Annotated in this window: 12 protein-coding genes and 2 pseudogenes; 4 read left to right on the top strand and 10 right to left on the bottom strand. The window is 71.0% G+C overall.

Features of this window, described 5'->3' with window-relative positions; all coding sequences use genetic code 11:
• Positions 1-8: 8 nt before the first annotated feature.
• The 7 genes and pseudogenes from ACGF3H_RS33055 to ACGF3H_RS33025 all read right to left on the bottom strand — a co-directional run bounded on the left by ACGF3H_RS33055 (position 9) and on the right by ACGF3H_RS33025 (position 10,054).
• The gene (locus tag ACGF3H_RS33055; protein ID WP_362493263.1) at positions 9-524 is read right to left on the bottom strand and encodes a GNAT family N-acetyltransferase; all 516 of its coding nucleotides are present in this window, start codon (positions 522-524) and stop codon (positions 9-11) included.
• Between the two features lie 149 nt (positions 525-673).
• Complete coding sequence (locus ACGF3H_RS33050; protein WP_362493260.1) at positions 674-4,042, bottom strand: hypothetical protein; 3,369 nt, start codon at positions 4,040-4,042, stop codon at positions 674-676.
• A gap of 478 nt (positions 4,043-4,520) precedes the next feature.
• Positions 4,521-4,805, bottom strand: a pseudogene (locus tag ACGF3H_RS33045) (M23 family metallopeptidase); the annotation flags it as partial.
• Positions 4,806-4,925: 120 nt separating this feature from the next.
• A pseudogene (locus ACGF3H_RS33040) lies at positions 4,926-5,159 on the bottom strand (peptidoglycan-binding protein); the annotation flags it as partial.
• A gap of 27 nt (positions 5,160-5,186) precedes the next feature.
• Positions 5,187-5,879, bottom strand: coding sequence for a transglycosylase SLT domain-containing protein (locus tag ACGF3H_RS33035; protein ID WP_362493258.1), 693 nt, complete (start codon positions 5,877-5,879; stop codon positions 5,187-5,189).
• 436 nt (positions 5,880-6,315) lie between these two features.
• Positions 6,316-8,682, bottom strand: coding sequence for a SpoIIE family protein phosphatase (locus tag ACGF3H_RS33030; RefSeq protein WP_362493254.1), 2,367 nt, complete (start codon positions 8,680-8,682; stop codon positions 6,316-6,318).
• Positions 8,683-9,013: 331 nt separating this feature from the next.
• Positions 9,014-10,054, bottom strand: coding sequence for a hypothetical protein (locus ACGF3H_RS33025; RefSeq protein ID WP_362493251.1), 1,041 nt, complete (start codon positions 10,052-10,054; stop codon positions 9,014-9,016).
• Positions 10,055-10,275: 221 nt separating this feature from the next.
• On the opposite strand from ACGF3H_RS33025, the gene ACGF3H_RS33020 reads away from it, so the two are divergent.
• The 3 genes from ACGF3H_RS33020 (at position 10,276) to ACGF3H_RS33010 (ending at position 12,168) form a co-directional block, all read left to right on the top strand.
• Positions 10,276-10,950 (top strand): TetR family transcriptional regulator, encoded by a 675-nt coding sequence (locus ACGF3H_RS33020; RefSeq protein ID WP_362493249.1) that lies wholly within the window; start codon positions 10,276-10,278, stop codon positions 10,948-10,950.
• A gap of 157 nt (positions 10,951-11,107) precedes the next feature.
• Positions 11,108-11,584 (top strand): molybdopterin cofactor-binding domain-containing protein, encoded by a 477-nt coding sequence (locus tag ACGF3H_RS33015; RefSeq protein ID WP_362493246.1) that lies wholly within the window; start codon positions 11,108-11,110, stop codon positions 11,582-11,584.
• Between the two features lie 170 nt (positions 11,585-11,754).
• Positions 11,755-12,168, top strand: a complete 414-nt coding sequence (locus tag ACGF3H_RS33010; protein ID WP_362493243.1) for a hypothetical protein — start codon at positions 11,755-11,757, stop codon at positions 12,166-12,168.
• 70 nt (positions 12,169-12,238) lie between these two features.
• Here ACGF3H_RS33010 and ACGF3H_RS33005 read toward each other — a convergent pair whose 3' ends face one another.
• Entirely contained in the window at positions 12,239-12,844 is a 606-nt protein-coding gene (locus ACGF3H_RS33005) for a dihydrofolate reductase family protein (RefSeq protein ID WP_362493240.1), read from the bottom strand.
• Between the two features lie 308 nt (positions 12,845-13,152).
• Here ACGF3H_RS33005 and ACGF3H_RS33000 point away from each other — a divergent pair, with 308 nt between their 5' ends.
• Entirely contained in the window at positions 13,153-14,106 is a 954-nt protein-coding gene (locus ACGF3H_RS33000; RefSeq protein WP_362493237.1) for a helix-turn-helix transcriptional regulator, read from the top strand.
• Here ACGF3H_RS33000 and ACGF3H_RS32995 read toward each other — a convergent pair.
• Positions 14,070-14,453: an ANTAR domain-containing protein gene (locus tag ACGF3H_RS32995; RefSeq protein ID WP_362493235.1), complete on the bottom strand. Its 384-nt coding sequence runs from the start codon at positions 14,451-14,453 to the stop codon at positions 14,070-14,072. The genes ACGF3H_RS33000 and ACGF3H_RS32995 overlap by 37 nt on opposite strands.
• 465 nt (positions 14,454-14,918) lie before the next feature.
• Entirely contained in the window at positions 14,919-16,130 is a 1,212-nt protein-coding gene (locus ACGF3H_RS32990; protein ID WP_362493233.1) for a PP2C family protein-serine/threonine phosphatase, read from the bottom strand.
• Positions 16,131-16,257 lie beyond the last annotated feature (127 nt).

Genomic DNA, 16,257 nt, shown 5'->3' with positions numbered 1-16,257 from the left:
GTGTGGGATCAGCTGATCGTCAGCTGCCATCCGATCTCTCCGTCCTGCCACTGGTCGGTGGGGGCGAGGCCGACTGCCGTGGCGACGGCTGCGGATGCCTCGTGGTCCGGACGGATGTGGGCGCTGACCGTGTGCACCGGACGCTTCCGGAGCCAGGCGACGACTCCTCGAGTGGCTTCGGTGGCGATGCCGCGCCGCTGCCAAGGGGCCCCGACCACCCAGGCAATCTCCGCGGCGGCTCCGCGGTCGTCGGCGGTGACCGTGGCTTGCACATAACCGGTCAGGCAGGCGGCGTCGCGGAGCTGGATGACCCAGTTGCACCAGGATTCGCCGGGGCGGGGTGAGCCGGCCGCCCAGCGTTCGTAGCGGGCGTGCAGGTCCTGGACCGTATCTGGAGTGCCGCCGGTGAAGGTGTGCAGGGCAGGGTCGGACAGCACCACGGCCATCTCGTCGGCGTGCTCGACCTGCAGGGGAAGTAGGAGGAGGCGGTCGGTGTGGATGGTTTCGGGCTTCAGGGTGGTCACGCAGCCTCCTGGTCGGAACGTTCGACGAGTATGCCGCGCTCGAAGCGGGCACGGCCCTGGCCCGGGCGGCGAGGTGGGGCGCGTTCACCGACGCCAACCGTGCCGGGCGAACTCAACGAGTTCACAGACCATCGCGAGAACGGCCGCGCTCAGCGACCACTCTCGCTGCCGCGGGAGCGTTTGCTCATCCGCTCCCAGAACAGGCGCAGTTGCGGCAGGCCCGTCTCCTGCTGCCAGGGAGCCGCAGGGCGCAGCAGGGACCAGGAGCGCGACAGCAGGGTGAACTGGGCGCGGCAGAACGCCTCGGACAGAGCCGGACGGTGACCGCTCGCCCCCAGAGGCGGGTACGGACAGAGTTCGAAGGCGCAGTCGTCACGGCAGTTGGAGCCGGCGTGGGCGGCGGCCGTGCGCATGAGGCTCCCGCCCGGATCCAGGGGGCGGCGATCCTTCGTCAGGCACGGCGGCAGGTCCGGGCGATCGGTCCGGTGCAGGCGCTGCTGCCGGTCCTTGGGCCAGTCACCGCGCTCGGCGAGATTGAGCAACAGCAGGATGTCCGCGAGGAGTTGCCGGGCCAAGGGGTGCAACGTGCTCCAGCCCGTGGACGGCGGAATCCACAGGCGGTGCTTGCGCGCTTCCCGGTCGGTCGACCTGGAGCCGACCTGCGCGGTCACTCCGCACTCGTCGATCCACAGATAGCGCTCGGGCCGGCCGGTCTCCAGGGCCTGGACGCACAGCTCCGCCGTGGCCTTGACGAACGGGTGCTGTGGGGCGCCGTCCCGCAGGCCGAGCCATTGGCGGACCTGCGCAGCCGGGTCGGCGCCGTGCCCTGACCGGCGGCCGGCCGCCGTGCCGTCGTCGGGCAGTTCCCACAGCGTCAGCGCGTGCAGCAGTGTGACCTGGGTGAACCAGAACCGGGAGCGTTTGAGCATGTCCCAGGCCTGCTCGACGAGGTACTCACGGGCCTGCGGCCGGGCGTGCGGGTGCCGGGCCCTGCGGTTGGCGGCGTACTTGAACCCCTGGGCCAGGGCGATCTCCAGGGGGAGGTCCAGCGGTCTGCGGTCGGGGCCGTCCGGCACGCCGATGCGCTCCACCCAGCCCGCCAGGATCTCGTACGGCGTGTCGTGGTGGCGGCGCACGGTGACGGAGCCCACCAGCAGCGGGATGAGCCAGGCGCACATCGTGTCGTGCCGCCAGGCGCGTTCCTCCTCCTCCCGTTCCTGTTCCTCGAGCAGGCGCAGCGGCGCGAGGTCGCGCGGCCCTTGCGGGAGTCCGGTGTCCTCGTCCGCGCGGGCGGCCGGCGGCTGCTGGCTCTCCCACATGTCCAGCATCCACTCCGGTCTGCGTTCCATCGGCTGCTCCGGCTCCGTCCGAGGGGCGAGCAGCCGTGCCTGCAGCAGGGCGAAGGCGCTGTCGCCGCCCGCGCCGATCTCCTGCGCGATGGCGACCCGCACACCGTAGGACGGCTCCAGGCACCCGATCTGCATCAGCTCCGCGTACGCCGGGTGCACGCCGTCCCGGCGGTCGAGGCTGCGCAGGGCCTCACCGAAGCGGGAGACGAGCAGTTCCTTGGCCACGCCCAGCGAGTGCGGATCGCGGGCCTGGAGGTCGGGCCACGCGGTCGTCAGCTCCATCGCGATGCGGTGCTGCTCCGATGCCGCGTCGACGCTGTCGATCTGCAGGGCCGCCGCGTATAGCTGAAGCGCCTTGGTGTGCAGGGTGCGGCGGAAGACCTGCCGCGGGTCGGCGGGGTCGGCTGGGCCGGCCGGGTCGCGCGGTGTCCCGTCCGGACCGCAGCCGACGAGCCGCCGGTCCCCGTCCCGGCGGTGGTCGCCGTACCGCTGTGCCCGGCAGGCCGCGTTCATGACCAGGTCACGGGCTGCGGCGACCGGGCACCAGCGGTCGTGGCCGTCCCGCGCTGCCGTGTGCGTGCAGGAGCCTTCGGGTGAGCGGGAGTACAGGACCATGGCGATGAGCAGTTCCCGTCCGGGGTTCTCCAGCGCCGCGGGGAAGTAACGGTCCGCCGTGGTCTCCCGGGGTGTCCGGGGGTGGATCACCGCGTTCATGAAGCGGGCGCCGAGATGGGCCTGGATCACGCTGTGCTGGAAGCGGACCCGGTCCCCGGCGAGCTCCACCAGCCCCATGCCGGCACCCCAGTCCGCGGCCAGCCGGATGTCCAGCCGACTCCCCTGGACACGCCGCGCGAGCTCCGTCACGATCTCCGGGAAGCGGGACCGGGTCGGGTCGCGTTCGTCGACGACGTCGCCGATGCGGATCTCGGCTGAGTCGTCCGCCAGACCCGCGCACGCGAGGGCGGACAGGTACTCCAGCGCCATCCGGCGTTCGTCTTGGCCTAGCGGCAGGTACGGGCTCAGCCGGCCGGTGACGAGGGCGCCGAGCCAGGTGTCCACCAGGTGCAGGCGCAGCGCCGCCCGGTCGCCGCCGCGTGTCTCCACCCCTTCCTCGAACCGGCCGCTGAGCGCCCGTTCCAGCAGCCCTTCGTCGTGCAGTTCCCGCGCCACCTGGAGGTACGTCGGAGCCTCGGCGATCGCTGCCTTCTGCACGATCCAGTCGAGCCGCTGCCGGTCCTCCCAGACGGCGCCGGAGGAGATGTACGCGAGTGCGGCCTCCTCGCTCAGCGGCTCCAGGTCGGTCAGCGAGGCGTCCAGCCCTCGCAGCGCGTCGTGCGGACGCGAGGCGATGACGAGCGGAAGCCGTTCCTCGTTGGCCCGGCGGACGGCCAGCCGGATGAGGGTGTCGCGCTCCTCCGCCAGGGTGTCCCCGGCGAGCGCGTCCTCCAGACCGTCCGCCAGGACCACGATGCGGCCCTGCTGACTGAGGCGGCGCCACACCTTCTCCGCCTCGTTGCCGGAACGGATGTGGCCCTGCACCTCCAGTCTGAACCGCTCGAACGCCAGCTGCCGGAAGTCCAGGTCCCTCGACGCACCACGCAGCCGCAGGGGCACGGGCACCGCACCCCGCCGGGCGAGTCGCTCGGTGAGCAGCACGAGCAGAGCGGTCTTGCCCGTCCCGATGCCACCGACCACCACGTGCGTGCGCCGGAATCGGCTGTCGCGCAGGTCCTCCATGAGGACCTCGCACAGCTCGTCGCGTCCCACCACCCGACCGAAGATGCCGCCGGCCGTCGGCACCATGTCCCGCGGCGTCTCCCGAGCCTTGCGGAGGTAGGACCGGCTCACCCGGGTGAACCGGAAGAAGAGGTACGCGACGGTGGCCAGAGCGAGCGTGAGGAACGGCATCACGATGCCCTGCAGCAGGGAGCAGGCGAAGCGCCGCTCACCGCTGCACTGGCCCTCGATCCACCGGAGCGGAGCATGGAGGGGCGACGGCCCCACCATCCTGGCCAGTGCCATGGCGATCAGGAACACCTCGGCACAGGCGCCGAGGAAGGTGAGGACCAGCAGCGGGAAGTACCAGCGGCTCTTGCGCACCCGCCACGTGCGGGCCCGGTCGTGGCCCTGGTGCGCGAGCCGGGAGGAGGGGTGCGTGCGCAGCTTCACCTCACTGCATTTCCATACCCGCCGCGGGGCGATGCCCGCCGGTCGGGCACTTCATTCTCGTCCCCTGCGTGTTCACCCGGCCGCAGCAACCGTGCCCGGTCGGCCGGCGACGGCGGTGTCCGCCACACGGTGGCTGCGTCGCGATGGGCCGGGCCGGGATCGAACACCGCGGAATCCGACGTCGAGGGGGGCGCCGCGGGCTCTTCCGGGCTCAGGCTGATCAGCAGGACGTGGCGGCCGTCGGGCAGCGCCCGTATCTCACCACGGTCACAGGGCGCCGCCCTCCCCCGCAAGATCGTCGTAGGCCGGCCCGAGCCCGGCGATCCGCTTCGCGGCATCCGGCGTCGCCACCCGACCCGTCCTCGTTGTCTCCTCCTGGAGTGGTTGGGGGGGTCAGCGACCTCGTGAGCCGCACACGGCGCCGCTTGCACCGGACTCCATGCCGTTGACGATCCTTTCCCACACCGGTGCGGCCCGGCTACCAATCGGGGGTCACGTCGGATCCAAAGCCACCACCGGCGGGGCGCTTCTCGAAGTGGAGATGAGGGCCGTCGGCGTTCCCGGTGGAGCCGACTTCTCCGACCTTCTGGCCGGCCTTGACCGATCCCCCGGTCACGGTCCGCTTCGAAAGGTGGCAGTAGTAGTAGTCGAATCCTCCGGCACGCAGCACGAGGAAGTCACCGAAGCTCTCGTCGCGTCCGATGCGGACTGTGCCGCTGAGTACGGCAACGCACGGCTCACCCTGCGGGGCGGCGTAGTCCGCGCCGGTGTGGTACCCGAGGCTCCAACGCGAACGGGGTCCCTTCTTGCGATACGGCGTGGTGACACCGTGTCCGGGGACGGGAGAGGCGATTCTTCTGCCGGGGGACACGGTCGTGGTGGTGGGAACGTGCAACTTGTCCCAAGAGGTCTTGCCGGGAATACCGTCGGCGTCGGCGCCTGTGAACTTGAGCTTTCGCTGCCACGCGGCGAACGACTGTCGGTCGACATCGGTCCACTCGGGGCCGGGGCCTGTCTGGTACTTCCCGCACCCTTCCGCCACCAGGCGCCGGCCCATGGCGGTGATCACCGGACTCCTCTGTCCCTTGTGGAAGAACGCCGTCCCGGGGAACGGTACTTGCGTCGCCATGGAGCCTGTCTCCTTTCAGTAAGGGGCCGGATCGAGGTGCGGATTCGCCTGTTGTACACGCGCGATGTCGCCGTACCGGCGCCAGATGTAGTTGATGGATGCCGCGACGTTGGCCACCGGGTCATAGATTCGGTCGGACGTGCCCAGTTGGTGGTTCTCGGCGAACGTACCGGGGATCACCTGGGCGTAACCGCGTGAGCAGTTGAGCTTGGCGCCGTCCGACTGCACCGGACCTGTCGCGTTTGCGTCGTCCTCGTTCACGGCGTTCGATTGGAAGGACGACTCCCGAAACATGAGAGTGAGCAGGTTCGCCCCGTTGCCGACCCCCGTGACCCAACTCTTCGGCGCACCGGTCCTGTCGCACGCCTGCTCGGCGAACACGCGAGCCGTACCGTCATTGACGGCCACTCCCGAATTCTTCGAGAAACGCACAGAACTCTTGGCGATGGCCCCGGGATGCCGACAGTCCACAGTGAACCCGGAGCCGGCGCCGAGCTTGGCCAGTGAAGAGCAGCCGGGAAAACCGTCGGCAGCCGAGCCGGTGAATCCCAGCATGCGCTGCCATGCCGCGTAGGCCGATCTCGTCTGCTCGCCGAAGAACCCGGTGGCACCGGCGGGGATGTCCATCCCGGCTGCCATCAGAGCCACTTGAGTGGCCTTGACGTCGTCGTTGCTTTTGCCGGACCGTACGTTGGAGAGAGCAACCATGACGCCTCCCTCGAGAACTGAAGACAAGGGCGTGCTGGTTGGCACGGCAGGGCACCGGCCTGAAAGCCGTAGACGTTCCACCGGCGATGAGCCGCCTACCGTCACGATCTCCTCCATTCCAGCTTGCGCCTCACGGAAACCGCTCGCAAACCGCGGTGGGCCGCGGTACGGCAGGCAGACGGAGCATCGCGGAACCGCACACTTCGCCGGCTGGGCACTCGACGGTGTGCCCGGCCCGCTCGTCCCTCGCCTCCGGCCCGCTCGGTCCCGGCCGGTGTGCGGCGCTCCGTTCCCCCGTTCACCTTCCAGGGTGCCGCCGCCGAGTGTTTCGCTCCCGACGTGGCGATGGAGGTCACCACGGACGCCGTCCAGCTGCTCGGCTGCTACGGCTGCACCCGCGAGATCTGTGCCGTCAGGCACCAATGCTGCGGCCGGATCATTCGGACAGCTCCTGCTCCACCCAGATGGTCTTGCCCGTCTGCCCGTACCTGCTCCCCCACCGGCGACTCAGCTGAGCCACCAGGAACAGACCTCGGCCTCCTTCGTCGCTGGTGCGGGCGCGGCGCATGCGAGGCTGGGTGTTGCTGGGATCCGTGACCTCGCAGAAGAGGACCTCGTCGCGGATCAGGCGCAGGCCCACGGGACCGCCCGCGTAGCGCACGGCGTTGGTGACGAGTTCGCTGACGATCAGTTCGGTCACGAAGGCATTGCCCTCGAGACCCCATTCGGTGAGCTTGGCCGTCGCCGCCTCTCTGGCCGAGGCAACCGCCCGGGGGTCGGCCGGGAACGCCCAGTCGGCGACGGAGTCCGCCTCCAGTGCGGAGATGCGCGCGACCAGGACGGCCGCGTCGTCGCGCGGAGCACGCGCCTCGAAGCCGGCCATGAGCGACTGGGCGATCGCGACGGCGTTGGTGCCGGACGACCGGAGCCGAGCCAGCCGGTCCGCCAGTTCACGGACGGAACGGTCGACGTCGGTGCCGTAGCGCTGGAGCAGGCCGTCGGTGTAGAGGGCGAGGGCACTGTCCGGCGGCACGTCGACGGTTGTCACCTCGAACGGCAGGCCGCCCACACCGAGGGGAGGACCCGGCTGCATGGTCACCGGAGCGACGCGGCCGTCCGGCAGGGCCAGCAGCGGCGGCGGATGTCCCGCCGCTGCCATCGTGCAACATCCGGCCACGGGATCGTGCACGGCCACCAAGCAGGTCGCGCCGACCACGTCACGCTGTGCGGGCTCGGCCTCGACGGCCAGCCTGGACACCAAGTCGTCGAGATGGGTGAGCAGTTCGTCGGGCGTCAGTTCCAGGTCCGCCAGTGTCTGCACGGCGGTGCGCAGTCGTCCCATGGTGGCGGTGGCGTGCAGACCGTGGCCGGTCACGTCTCCGACGACGAGGGCGGTTCGCAAAGAGGGGAGTTCGATCGCGTCGAACCAGTCCCCGCCGATCTCGGCGCCACCCGACGCGGGCACGTACGCACCCGCGGCCTCCATGACTCGGGTGGAGGTGACCGCCTGTGGAAGCAGACGCCTCTGCAAGGTCACGGCTGAGCGGTGCTCACGCGTGTACCTGCGGGCATTGTCCACGCCGAGGGCCGCATGAGCCGCGATCTCGGTGAGCAGCGCCGCGTCCTCCTCGCCGAACGGCTCGGGTCGGTCGGTGCGCCAGGCGGCCACCAGTCCCAGTACCAGGCCGCGGGCGAAGAGTGGCGCCACCGCCATCGAGTGACCGTCCTCGGGCGCCGCGAGTCGCAGGTGGGCCGGGTCCGCCAAGCCCCGCTCCAGGGTTTTCCGGTCGGTCACGATCGTGCGGCCTTCCTGCAGTTCACGCACCATGGGCAGATCAGGGAAGGCCGGGACGGGTGCACCGGGCCGGAGCATCCCGGGAGGCCATGGTCCGTGCGCCGAGCGCACCGCCGCCCTGCGCAGGTGGAGGTCACCTCCACCGAAGGTCTTCGGCGGTTCGTCTCCGGTGGAGACGGCGTCCGCCAGATCGACCCACGCCATGTCGGCGAAGTCCGGAACCAGCGTGTCGACGATCTCCTGGGCCGTCGTGCTGATGTCGAGCGTGCCCCCGATCCCCGCCGACGCGCGATGCCGCAGGTCGCGTCTGCGCTCGTCCTGCCAATGCTCCGTGGCGTCGGTGAACAGGACCGCGACGCCCGACGGCCGGCCACCCGCGTCCTCCGTCCGCACCGCGGACACGGACAAGGACCACTCTCCGTACGGTGGCCCCGCGGACCTGACCCGCTGTTCGCATGCGACGAGGGGCTCGCCTGTCTCCAGTACGCGGCGCAGCCTCGCTTCCACGCCGGCGGCGTCGGCAGCGTGCATCACGTCGGAGAGCCGGCTGCCCAGGGGACGTGGCGGTCCGGCGGACGCGCCACGCGCCAGGTTGCTCCGCACGACCGCGAGATCGGTGTCCCGCAGGGCGAAACCGACGCTGTCCTGCGCGAGCAGGGCCCGCGACAGGGCCGAGTCCCACGCGGACTCGGACGCCCGGTCGGCGGCGACGGCCAGGATCAACGAGAGTGCTGGATTCGCCAGCCCGTCGATGCGGTAGCACACCGTGAGGATCTTCCCCGAGCCGCACCGCACCCTGGTCGTCCCCCTGTCCGGCAGGCCCCCCGCCGAGGCGGCGCCGGGGTCGGCCAGCAGCCGGAGGACGGAACGACGCAGGATCTCCGCGGCCGGCCGCTCCACAAGATGTTCAGCGGCACGGGACCAGCCGATGACGACGCCTCGACGGTCGACCAGCGCGGACGCCGCCTGGACCGGCGAGGCATCGTCGGCCGCGTCGCCTGCGTTCATGGTCGTCGTCACCGCCTCCCGATGGGCCGGTAAACCCATCATGTCGCGGCACCGGCACCCGCGCCTTTCCGGCGGAGGGGGAACGCCGGGTTCCGGGCACGGGCCACCGCTCGCCGTGTGGCGCACCCGGGAGCCGTCAAGGCTGCGGGTCCGGGCAGAAGAGTGCCCGCAGCATCACGCCGGTCCAACGGGGCCGGTCATCTCGATCGCCGTGTGAGAGCGCACGCGGACCGGGTACACGCCCCCGTCGTCCGGCATCGGTCCGGGTGTCACGGTGCGGCGGGAGCGCGCAGCGGCTCAGCGACTCTTGCCCAGCATGGAGGCATGCCCCTCACACCGCCGGAGTGTCGCCGGCCTTCCTGCTGCGACGGTCCGCGGCGAACATGAGGGCGAAACCGGCGAGGACCCACACACCCAGGACGAGTGCCGGACCACCTGCGCCGGTCCCCGCGTAGAAGGCGTCGGCGCGCAGCAGGCTGCCCGAGGCGCCGGGAGGCAGGAGCTGGCCGACCGTGGACCAGCCGTCGGGCAGCCAGTACGGGCCGGTGGTGAGGCCGGAGAGCGGGTTGCCGAGGAACATCATCACGACGGAGCCCGCACCGAACCCGGCGTATCCGAGCAGCGACTCCAGACCGAGGAGCGGGATGGCGAGCGCGGCCATGCCCAGCCCGAGGCCGAGGGAGGTGACCCCGTAGTTGCCGTCGAGGGTGCCGATGCCGAACTGGAGGACGGCCGTCACGGCGGCTCCCCCGGCCAGTGCGAAGGCGATGACCCCGACGAGGCGGGTGCGCAGATTGGTGTGGCCGGGGAAGAACTGGAGCAGGGCGATGGCGGGCAGCATGCCGCCGAAGACCATCGGCAGTGCCGCGGAGGCGAGTCCGGTGCCCCGCGGGTCGTCCTCGGGGAAGGGCACTATGTCGTGGACGGTCGCCGGGACGTGCTGCCGGTCGGCGAGTGCGGTGCCGAGTCCGCTGATCGCGTTGCTGATCATCTGGCCGCCCGCCGTCGCGGTGTAGACGGTCACGCCGTCGTCGCCGAAGGCGAGGCCGCCCACGGCGTCGCGGTCCTCGACGGCACGGGTCAGGGCATCGGGACTGCCGTACGCCGTGACCTCCCAGTCGTCGCCGGCGAGCTGCTTCTGCACGGCGGCCACCGCGGACTCCGGGCCCGTGACGCCGAGCGGTGCGTGGTGAGGCCCGCCGTTGGCGGACGGCAGACCGAAGGCGCAGAGCATGAGGGTGATCGCAGCGGTCAGGCCGAGAACGATGGCGGTGAGTTTCGCCGCGAGCTTGCGGCCGCCGGGTGGCGGCGCGGTGTGCGAGGCGTTGCCGTTCGGCTGTGGGGTGGTGGAAGTGGCGAGGTCGGGGGACATGGCAACCGTTCCGTAGAGGCGTTCCGCCCTGGCAAGTGGGCGGAGCGGCGGGCGAATTGCGGCAAGCATCCGGTTCGGCCCGTGGGTGGGCAACAGGCAGCGGACACAGGTGGCCGGGCACGCTCGGCGACGCCGGCGGCCTCACTATATAACTCATCATGCAATGAGTTCATCAGGTGATGAGTTATGGATGCCGCAATCGGAACGGGCATGATGGGGCGATGGAGAGCGTCAGCGACATGCGTGAGGTGACTGGTCCCGGGCCCGAGCAGACCGGGGCCACGACGGAGACGGCCGCGGCGACCGGCCCGGCGGGGAAGCATGCCGGGGGCCGGCGGCCCGGGGAGACCCGCACGCGGGAGGCGATCCTCGGCGCCGCACGGGTCTGCTTCGCCGAGCGTGGTTTCGACGGGACGAGCCTGCGCCGTATCGCGGAGACGGCGGGGGTGGACCAGGCGCTGGTGCACCACTTCTACGGCACGAAGGAGAACCTGTTCCTGCAGGCGCTGGAACTGCCGGGAAGGATCGAGGAGGCCATCACCGCCGCGGCACGGGGCGAACGCGACGGGATCGGCGAGCGCATGGTGCGCGCCCACCTCTCGGTGTGGGACGACGTTTCGTCGCGGCCGGCGCTCATGACCATGGTGCGCTCGGCCGCCATTCACCGTGCCGCTGCCGCCCGGCTCCGTGAGACCGCGACCGGCATCCTGGCGCGGGCGCTCAGCGGGGTGATCACGGGCGAAGACCCGGCGCTCCGGACGAGCATGGTCGCCACGCAGCTCATCGGGCTCGCCATGATGCGTTACGTCGCGCTTCTCGAACCCCTCTCCTCGGCCGACACCGACACGGTGGTCCGCTACTACGGCCGCGCTCTTCAGGCGATCGTCGAGGACTGAACAGGCGACCGCACCCGGCCGGTCCTCTGATCGCCATGGCTGTCGCGTTGCACGGCGCGTGTCGGGTGCGCGGCCTGGACGGCTCGGAACGCACCGTGCCCGCGGGTGAGGTCGTGACGGGCCCGGGGGCCACCGTGCTGGGGCCGGGTGAGCCGTTGTGTTCGGTGTTCCTGCCTGCCAAGGCTCTGGCCGGGCCCTGTGCGGTGCGCAGGGTGAGCACACACCCCTGGCCCACGTCGCCGACGCCGGAGCCGTCATGGGCCCCGACCACTGCCGGGCGCAGATCGTGGGCGCCGTCGTCCAGGGCATCGGCACCACCCTGCGCGAAGACCTGACCATCGGCCCGAGCGGCCACAGCACCACTGCCGACCTGCGCAGCTACCTGCTCCCCCACTTCGGCGAAACACCCGAAACCGAGGTGCACCTGACCAAGCCGGGCGACGCGGCGGCGGCCGTGCCCAAGCCCATGAGCGAACTGCCCTTCACCCCGGTCGCCGCGGCCCTGGCCAACGCCGTCCGCGACGCCACCGGCGTCCGCTTCACCACCCTGCCCCTGCGACCCGACACCGTGTGGGAAGCCCTCGATCGGGGACGACCACCCCTCACCACCGACCGGACCGAGTCCGGAACCTGACGACGTTCTTCGACGTCGTCGTCGGCTCCGGCCTGCTGTACCTCACCGCGAAGCAGAAGTAATCCGCAAGCTCTCCAGGCATCACCGGCGGCGGGCGCCCCGCACACGGCTCTCACGGCGATCGCCGGGCGCCCTGCCCGTCGACCACCTCGCCGCGTACCCTGGGCTCCGTGCCCCGCAATCCGAAGAGGCCTCGTCAGCTGGTCGCCGACGGGCGCACGTATCTGTGGACGCTCCGCCACAGCCACAGCGTGGTGGACAGCGGTCGGTACTGCCGCGAGACCCTCTCGCTGTACCCGCAGCCTTCCGGCACTGGTGGCCCGCTGCGCATCGTCTTCACCCAAGGCCCGGGCCGGTACGTGCCGGGCGGAGCTCCCCTGGGCTCCGGAGACGTGGGACACGTCCGGGGTGCCTCCCTGAACCTGCACGAACCCGGCGCCGTCCGGGCTCTGCTCGACGTGGCGTCGGCTCGCGGGTGGCAGCCGGGGATGCAGCGGGGAGTGGAGATCGACGGCTGGTCCCTGTTGGAGGCAGCGGTCGCCGCGCGGGCCGGGTCCACCGGCCCCGCGAGCCTGGAAGATTGACATCGATGACTTCGTCGAGACCGATTCCCGGAAGCCGGTAGCCCCGCTCAGCACGAACTCAGACGCCCGGTCATGCGGGGGCCCCGAGTGGCGGGTGGTCGAGTACGCGGGGCTTGTACTCGACCAGTTGGATGCGGCCGTCGAAGGTGCGGTGCTCGGTCATCTCGAGGGCGACGTCCGGATAGCCGTCGTAGATGCGTTCTTCGCCTGTGGCCCCGGTGATCACGGGGAACATCACGACCCGGAAGCGGTCGACGAGTCCGGCTCGTAGCAGGGACCGGCACAGGCTGAGGCTGCCGATCGTGCTGAGCAGCCCCGAGCCACTGGACTTCATGGCACGGACCGTTTCGACGGCGTCGTCGCGGACGAGTGTGGAGTTGGCCCAGGTCAGTGGCTCCTGGAGCGTGGAGGAGAACACCACCTTGGACGCCTGCGTGAGCTCGTCGACGGACGCCTCTTCTTCGGGCCTGAACTCGTCCTGACCACTGGGGACCTCACCGGCGGCGAAGCCCGACATCAGGCGGTAGGTGTTGGCTCCCATCAGGTAGGTGACCCCGGGCTGTTCGCCGAGCCATGCGAGGTACTCCGGTCCCTCCAGGCCCCAGAACCCGGGCCATCCCTCTCCCGATGCGCAACCGTCGAGAGAGGTGATGAAGTCGACGAGAAGCTCCGACATGGCGTTGTCCTTTCCTGAGGGTGTCAGAATCTTGGACCGGCCGGGAGGCGCAAACTCATCGGCCGCGCCGTGGAGTGACGAACATCAACCCCTGCATCGGACTGGGCGGGGAGTACGTCCCGCGGCGCCTCGCCACCGCCCGCCCGGCGCGGCTCCCCGCACGACGGCGGCAGGACGGCGCAGGAGGGAAACACCGGATGCATCACCGCTCGTCATCGGGGTAGCAGACCAGGATGTGCCCGGCTGTGGCACGTGTGCTCCACAGCCGTGTGACCAGGGACTTCTTACCCAGTGGGGGTGGTGACGCGGTGGCTTCGCTGGTGTTCGACAGCCAGGACCTGGCGGAGACGGAGGACTTTCTGTGCCAGGCCTATGCCCGTATGAGCATCGGCAGCAGCACGCCGAAGGACAGCAGGGCTCGTATACGCCGCGACGCCATGCCCTCGGTCAGCGTCGACGAGCTCGACCTCGGTTTCGAGATGAGCTACGCCGTGACTCCGCTCGGGAGGATCTGCCTGTGCACGGTCCATGAGGGCACGGTCCGGGACCACGTCTTCCAGGGGGTGCGGGACGACTTCGGCCCCGGCGACACGGTGCTCTTCGCGCCGCCGGACCTGCCGTACGCCGGCCGTATCTGCACCGCCCGCTACAACATCACGATGCTGGACAGCTCGCTGCTGGACCAGGTCGCGGCCACCGGCCCCGCACGAGTGACGCAGCCCGTCCGGCTGACCGGCCACCGGCCGTACTCCCCGGCTGCGGCACGCCGGCTCAAGAGCACGATCGTCCACCTGCGCGATGGCGTTCTCGCCGACCCGGCCGCCGTCGCCGAGCCACTGATCACCTCGACCAGTGGCCAGCTCCTGGCGGCCGCCGTCCTCTCCGCCTTCCCGAACACCGCCCGGACCGATCCGACCGCGCAGGACCGCACCGACGCCCACTCCGCGACGCTCCGGCGGGCCGTCGCCCACATCGAGGATCACGCCCACGAGCCCCTGACCGTCGCCGACATCGCCGCCGCGGCGCACGTCACCGTCCGGGCCCTGCAGTACGCCTTCCGCCGTCACCTCGGCACCACGCCGCTCGGCCACCTGCGCCGTGTGCGGCTCGCGCAGGTCCACCGGGACCTGCGAGCCGCCGACCCGGCCGACGCGAGAGTCCGGGACATCGCCGCGCGCTGGGGGTTCGCCCACCCCGGCAGGTTCGCCACGCTCTACCGCGACGCCTACGGCACCAGCCCGTCGAACACCCTGCGCGGCTGAGCCACGACGCTCGTCCGGACCGCGGTCGTCACGGCCCGTTCCCGCGCGGGGCCGGTGTGCGTGTGGCGTTCCAGCGAGCTGCGCAGCGCGTGGTCGATCCGTGGGGGCAGCCGGCCGGAGTGCGGCCACCGCACGAGGTGCTCCGCGACCTCCCGCAGCTTGGTGTTCGTGTGCTGGGACACCTCCTTCAGGACCGTCCAGGCAGTCTCGGGCGTCAGCCTGCCGTGGGCGACGACGACTCCGATGGCCTGGTCGACGACGGCATGCGAGAGGACCGCCCGCTTCAGATGTCGGATCTCTTCCTGGAGGGCGCACATCGTACGGTCGGCATCCTCGATCTCGGGCATGGTGGCGCTGCTTCCTGACGCGACGGGTGGCTCTCAACCGCGTGTGCCCGGGCCGAGCACCACACGGGGGCCGCGGAACGAAAACCTTTCGCGACGCCTGTCCGGAAAACGAAAGAGCCGGCCGCGGGGCTGGGCGTCCTCTTCCGGCAGGACCGTTCCGTCCAGGTGGTCGTGGGCGACGTGGGCGTGGGGTCGTTCCGGTCGTCGAGGCCGACGTCCTGGGCATGGGCACCGAGCGCGCGGTGCGATCAAGCGCCCGCCCGGCTTCGCGCCGCGCAGGACGCCGACCACGCCGTGCCCGGCGATCCGGGTGCAGACCTCGTCCAGATGCGAGGAGCGCAGGCGGCCGGCGATGTAGCGGGCGGTTTCCGACTCCCGGTTCGACGGCTCCGGGTGCTGGTGCGGGTGGTGCCGCCGGGCGGTCCAGCTCGGTGTCGTGCCGGACGGGCGCGGTGATGCCTGAGGTCAGGGGGTGAGTTCGTCCTGGTGCCCGCCGCGCCACTCCGCCAGCAGGACGGTGGCGTCGTCGTCCATCCGTCCGGGGTGGTGGTCCAGTACGGCGTGCATGAGCCGACGCAGGGTCTCATGGAGGGTGAAGTGGCCGGAGTGGTGGCGAAGCACGAAGTCGATGAAGCGGTCCCTGCCGAATTCGTTGCCGTCCGCGTCACGCGCTTCGATGACGCCGTCGGTGTAGAGCACGAGCCGGTCGCCGGGTTGCAGCTGTTCGCGGCACACGATGACCGGGATCCCGAAGTCGGTGCCCATGGGACCGGAAGGCGGGCAGGTCAGGGTCGTGCCTACGCGCTGGTCGCGGATCAGGATGGGCAGGTGGTGGCCGCGGTTGATCCAGGTCAGCTCCCCGCTGAGGATGTCCAGGTCGCCAAGGATGCCCGTGACGTAGCGCTTGGTGCCGAACTGATCCAGCAGTGTCTGCTCCACCGCCCGGCTCGCCTCGGGCAGCGTCGCACCCTGCCGACGGGCATTTCGGCAGGCGGCGACGGCGAGATTGGCGGTGATCCCGGCGGCTGTGTCGTGGCCCATCGCGTCGAAGACCGCCAGATGCAGGGTCGCACCGGCCAGCGCGAAGTCGAAGGCGTCGCCGCCCAGGTCGTAGGCGGGCTCCAGCACCGCACCGACGGTGACGTTGTGGCCGGCGTACGCCGGGGGCGGCATCAGGTCCATCTGCATCTCCGCCGCGACGTTCATCGGCGCGCTGCGCACCAGCCGCGCGTAGGAGTCGCTGAAGGACCGCTTGCTCAGCAGCAGCAGCGCGAGGACCGAGGCGACGTCGCTCAACACCTGCTCCGGCTGCTCGTCCTCGGCCACGTCCGTGCGCAGCACACCCAGACGCTCCACGCCGTCCGTGATCGGGGTCCACCACCGGCGCCGCCCCTGCCGGCTGTCGGGTTCCGCGACGCTGTCCACCCGCTGCCAGGCCCGGCCCGGAAGCGTGCCGTCCACCCGCACTTCCTCGCCGCCCTCCCCCGCGTCCAGCCCTCGGCCCGTGACCTGCCGCATCATCCGGTCCTGAAGATCCACCAGGAACATGGCGCAGTCGTCCAGACCCACCGACCGGGCGTGCTCGGCCACCATCTGCGGCAGCGCCTCGAGGTTGGCGGTGTGGGAAACTTGGATCAGGTCCATCATCACCCGGGACGTGCGCTCGCGATCGATCACCTGCACCAGCCTCCGCACCGTGCGCACCGATGCCCCGCCCCCGTGGCACCAGCGCTGCGGCTCGAGTAGCCCGGCGTCCGGCCGGTCAAACCGCGTGAGCGCCTCCGCCCGGCCCGTTCGGTGCGCA

It is taken from the genome of Streptomyces sp. NPDC048185, assembly GCF_043202495.1.
GTDB lineage: Bacteria > Actinomycetota > Actinomycetes > Streptomycetales > Streptomycetaceae > Streptomyces.
The sequence above is the reverse complement of the archived record's forward strand: the minus strand, read 5'-3'. Positions and strand labels throughout refer to the sequence as shown.

What these genes read in the sequence shown, in the direction of transcription:
- ACGF3H_RS33030 (WP_362493254.1), bottom strand. Translation starts at nt 8,682, where the DNA reads ATGAACGCAGGCGACGCGGCCGACGATGCCTCGCCGGTCCAGGCGGCG.
- ACGF3H_RS33025 (WP_362493251.1), bottom strand. Translation starts at nt 10,054, where the DNA reads ATGTCCCCCGACCTCGCCACTTCCACCACCCCACAGCCGAACGGCAAC.
- ACGF3H_RS32995 (WP_362493235.1), bottom strand. Translation starts at nt 14,453, where the DNA reads ATGCCCGAGATCGAGGATGCCGACCGTACGATGTGCGCCCTCCAGGAA.
- ACGF3H_RS33020 (WP_362493249.1), top strand. Translation starts at nt 10,276, where the DNA reads ATGGAGAGCGTCAGCGACATGCGTGAGGTGACTGGTCCCGGGCCCGAG.
- ACGF3H_RS33035 (WP_362493258.1), bottom strand. Translation starts at nt 5,879, where the DNA reads ATGGTTGCTCTCTCCAACGTACGGTCCGGCAAAAGCAACGACGACGTC.
- ACGF3H_RS33005 (WP_362493240.1), bottom strand. Translation starts at nt 12,844, where the DNA reads ATGTCGGAGCTTCTCGTCGACTTCATCACCTCTCTCGACGGTTGCGCA.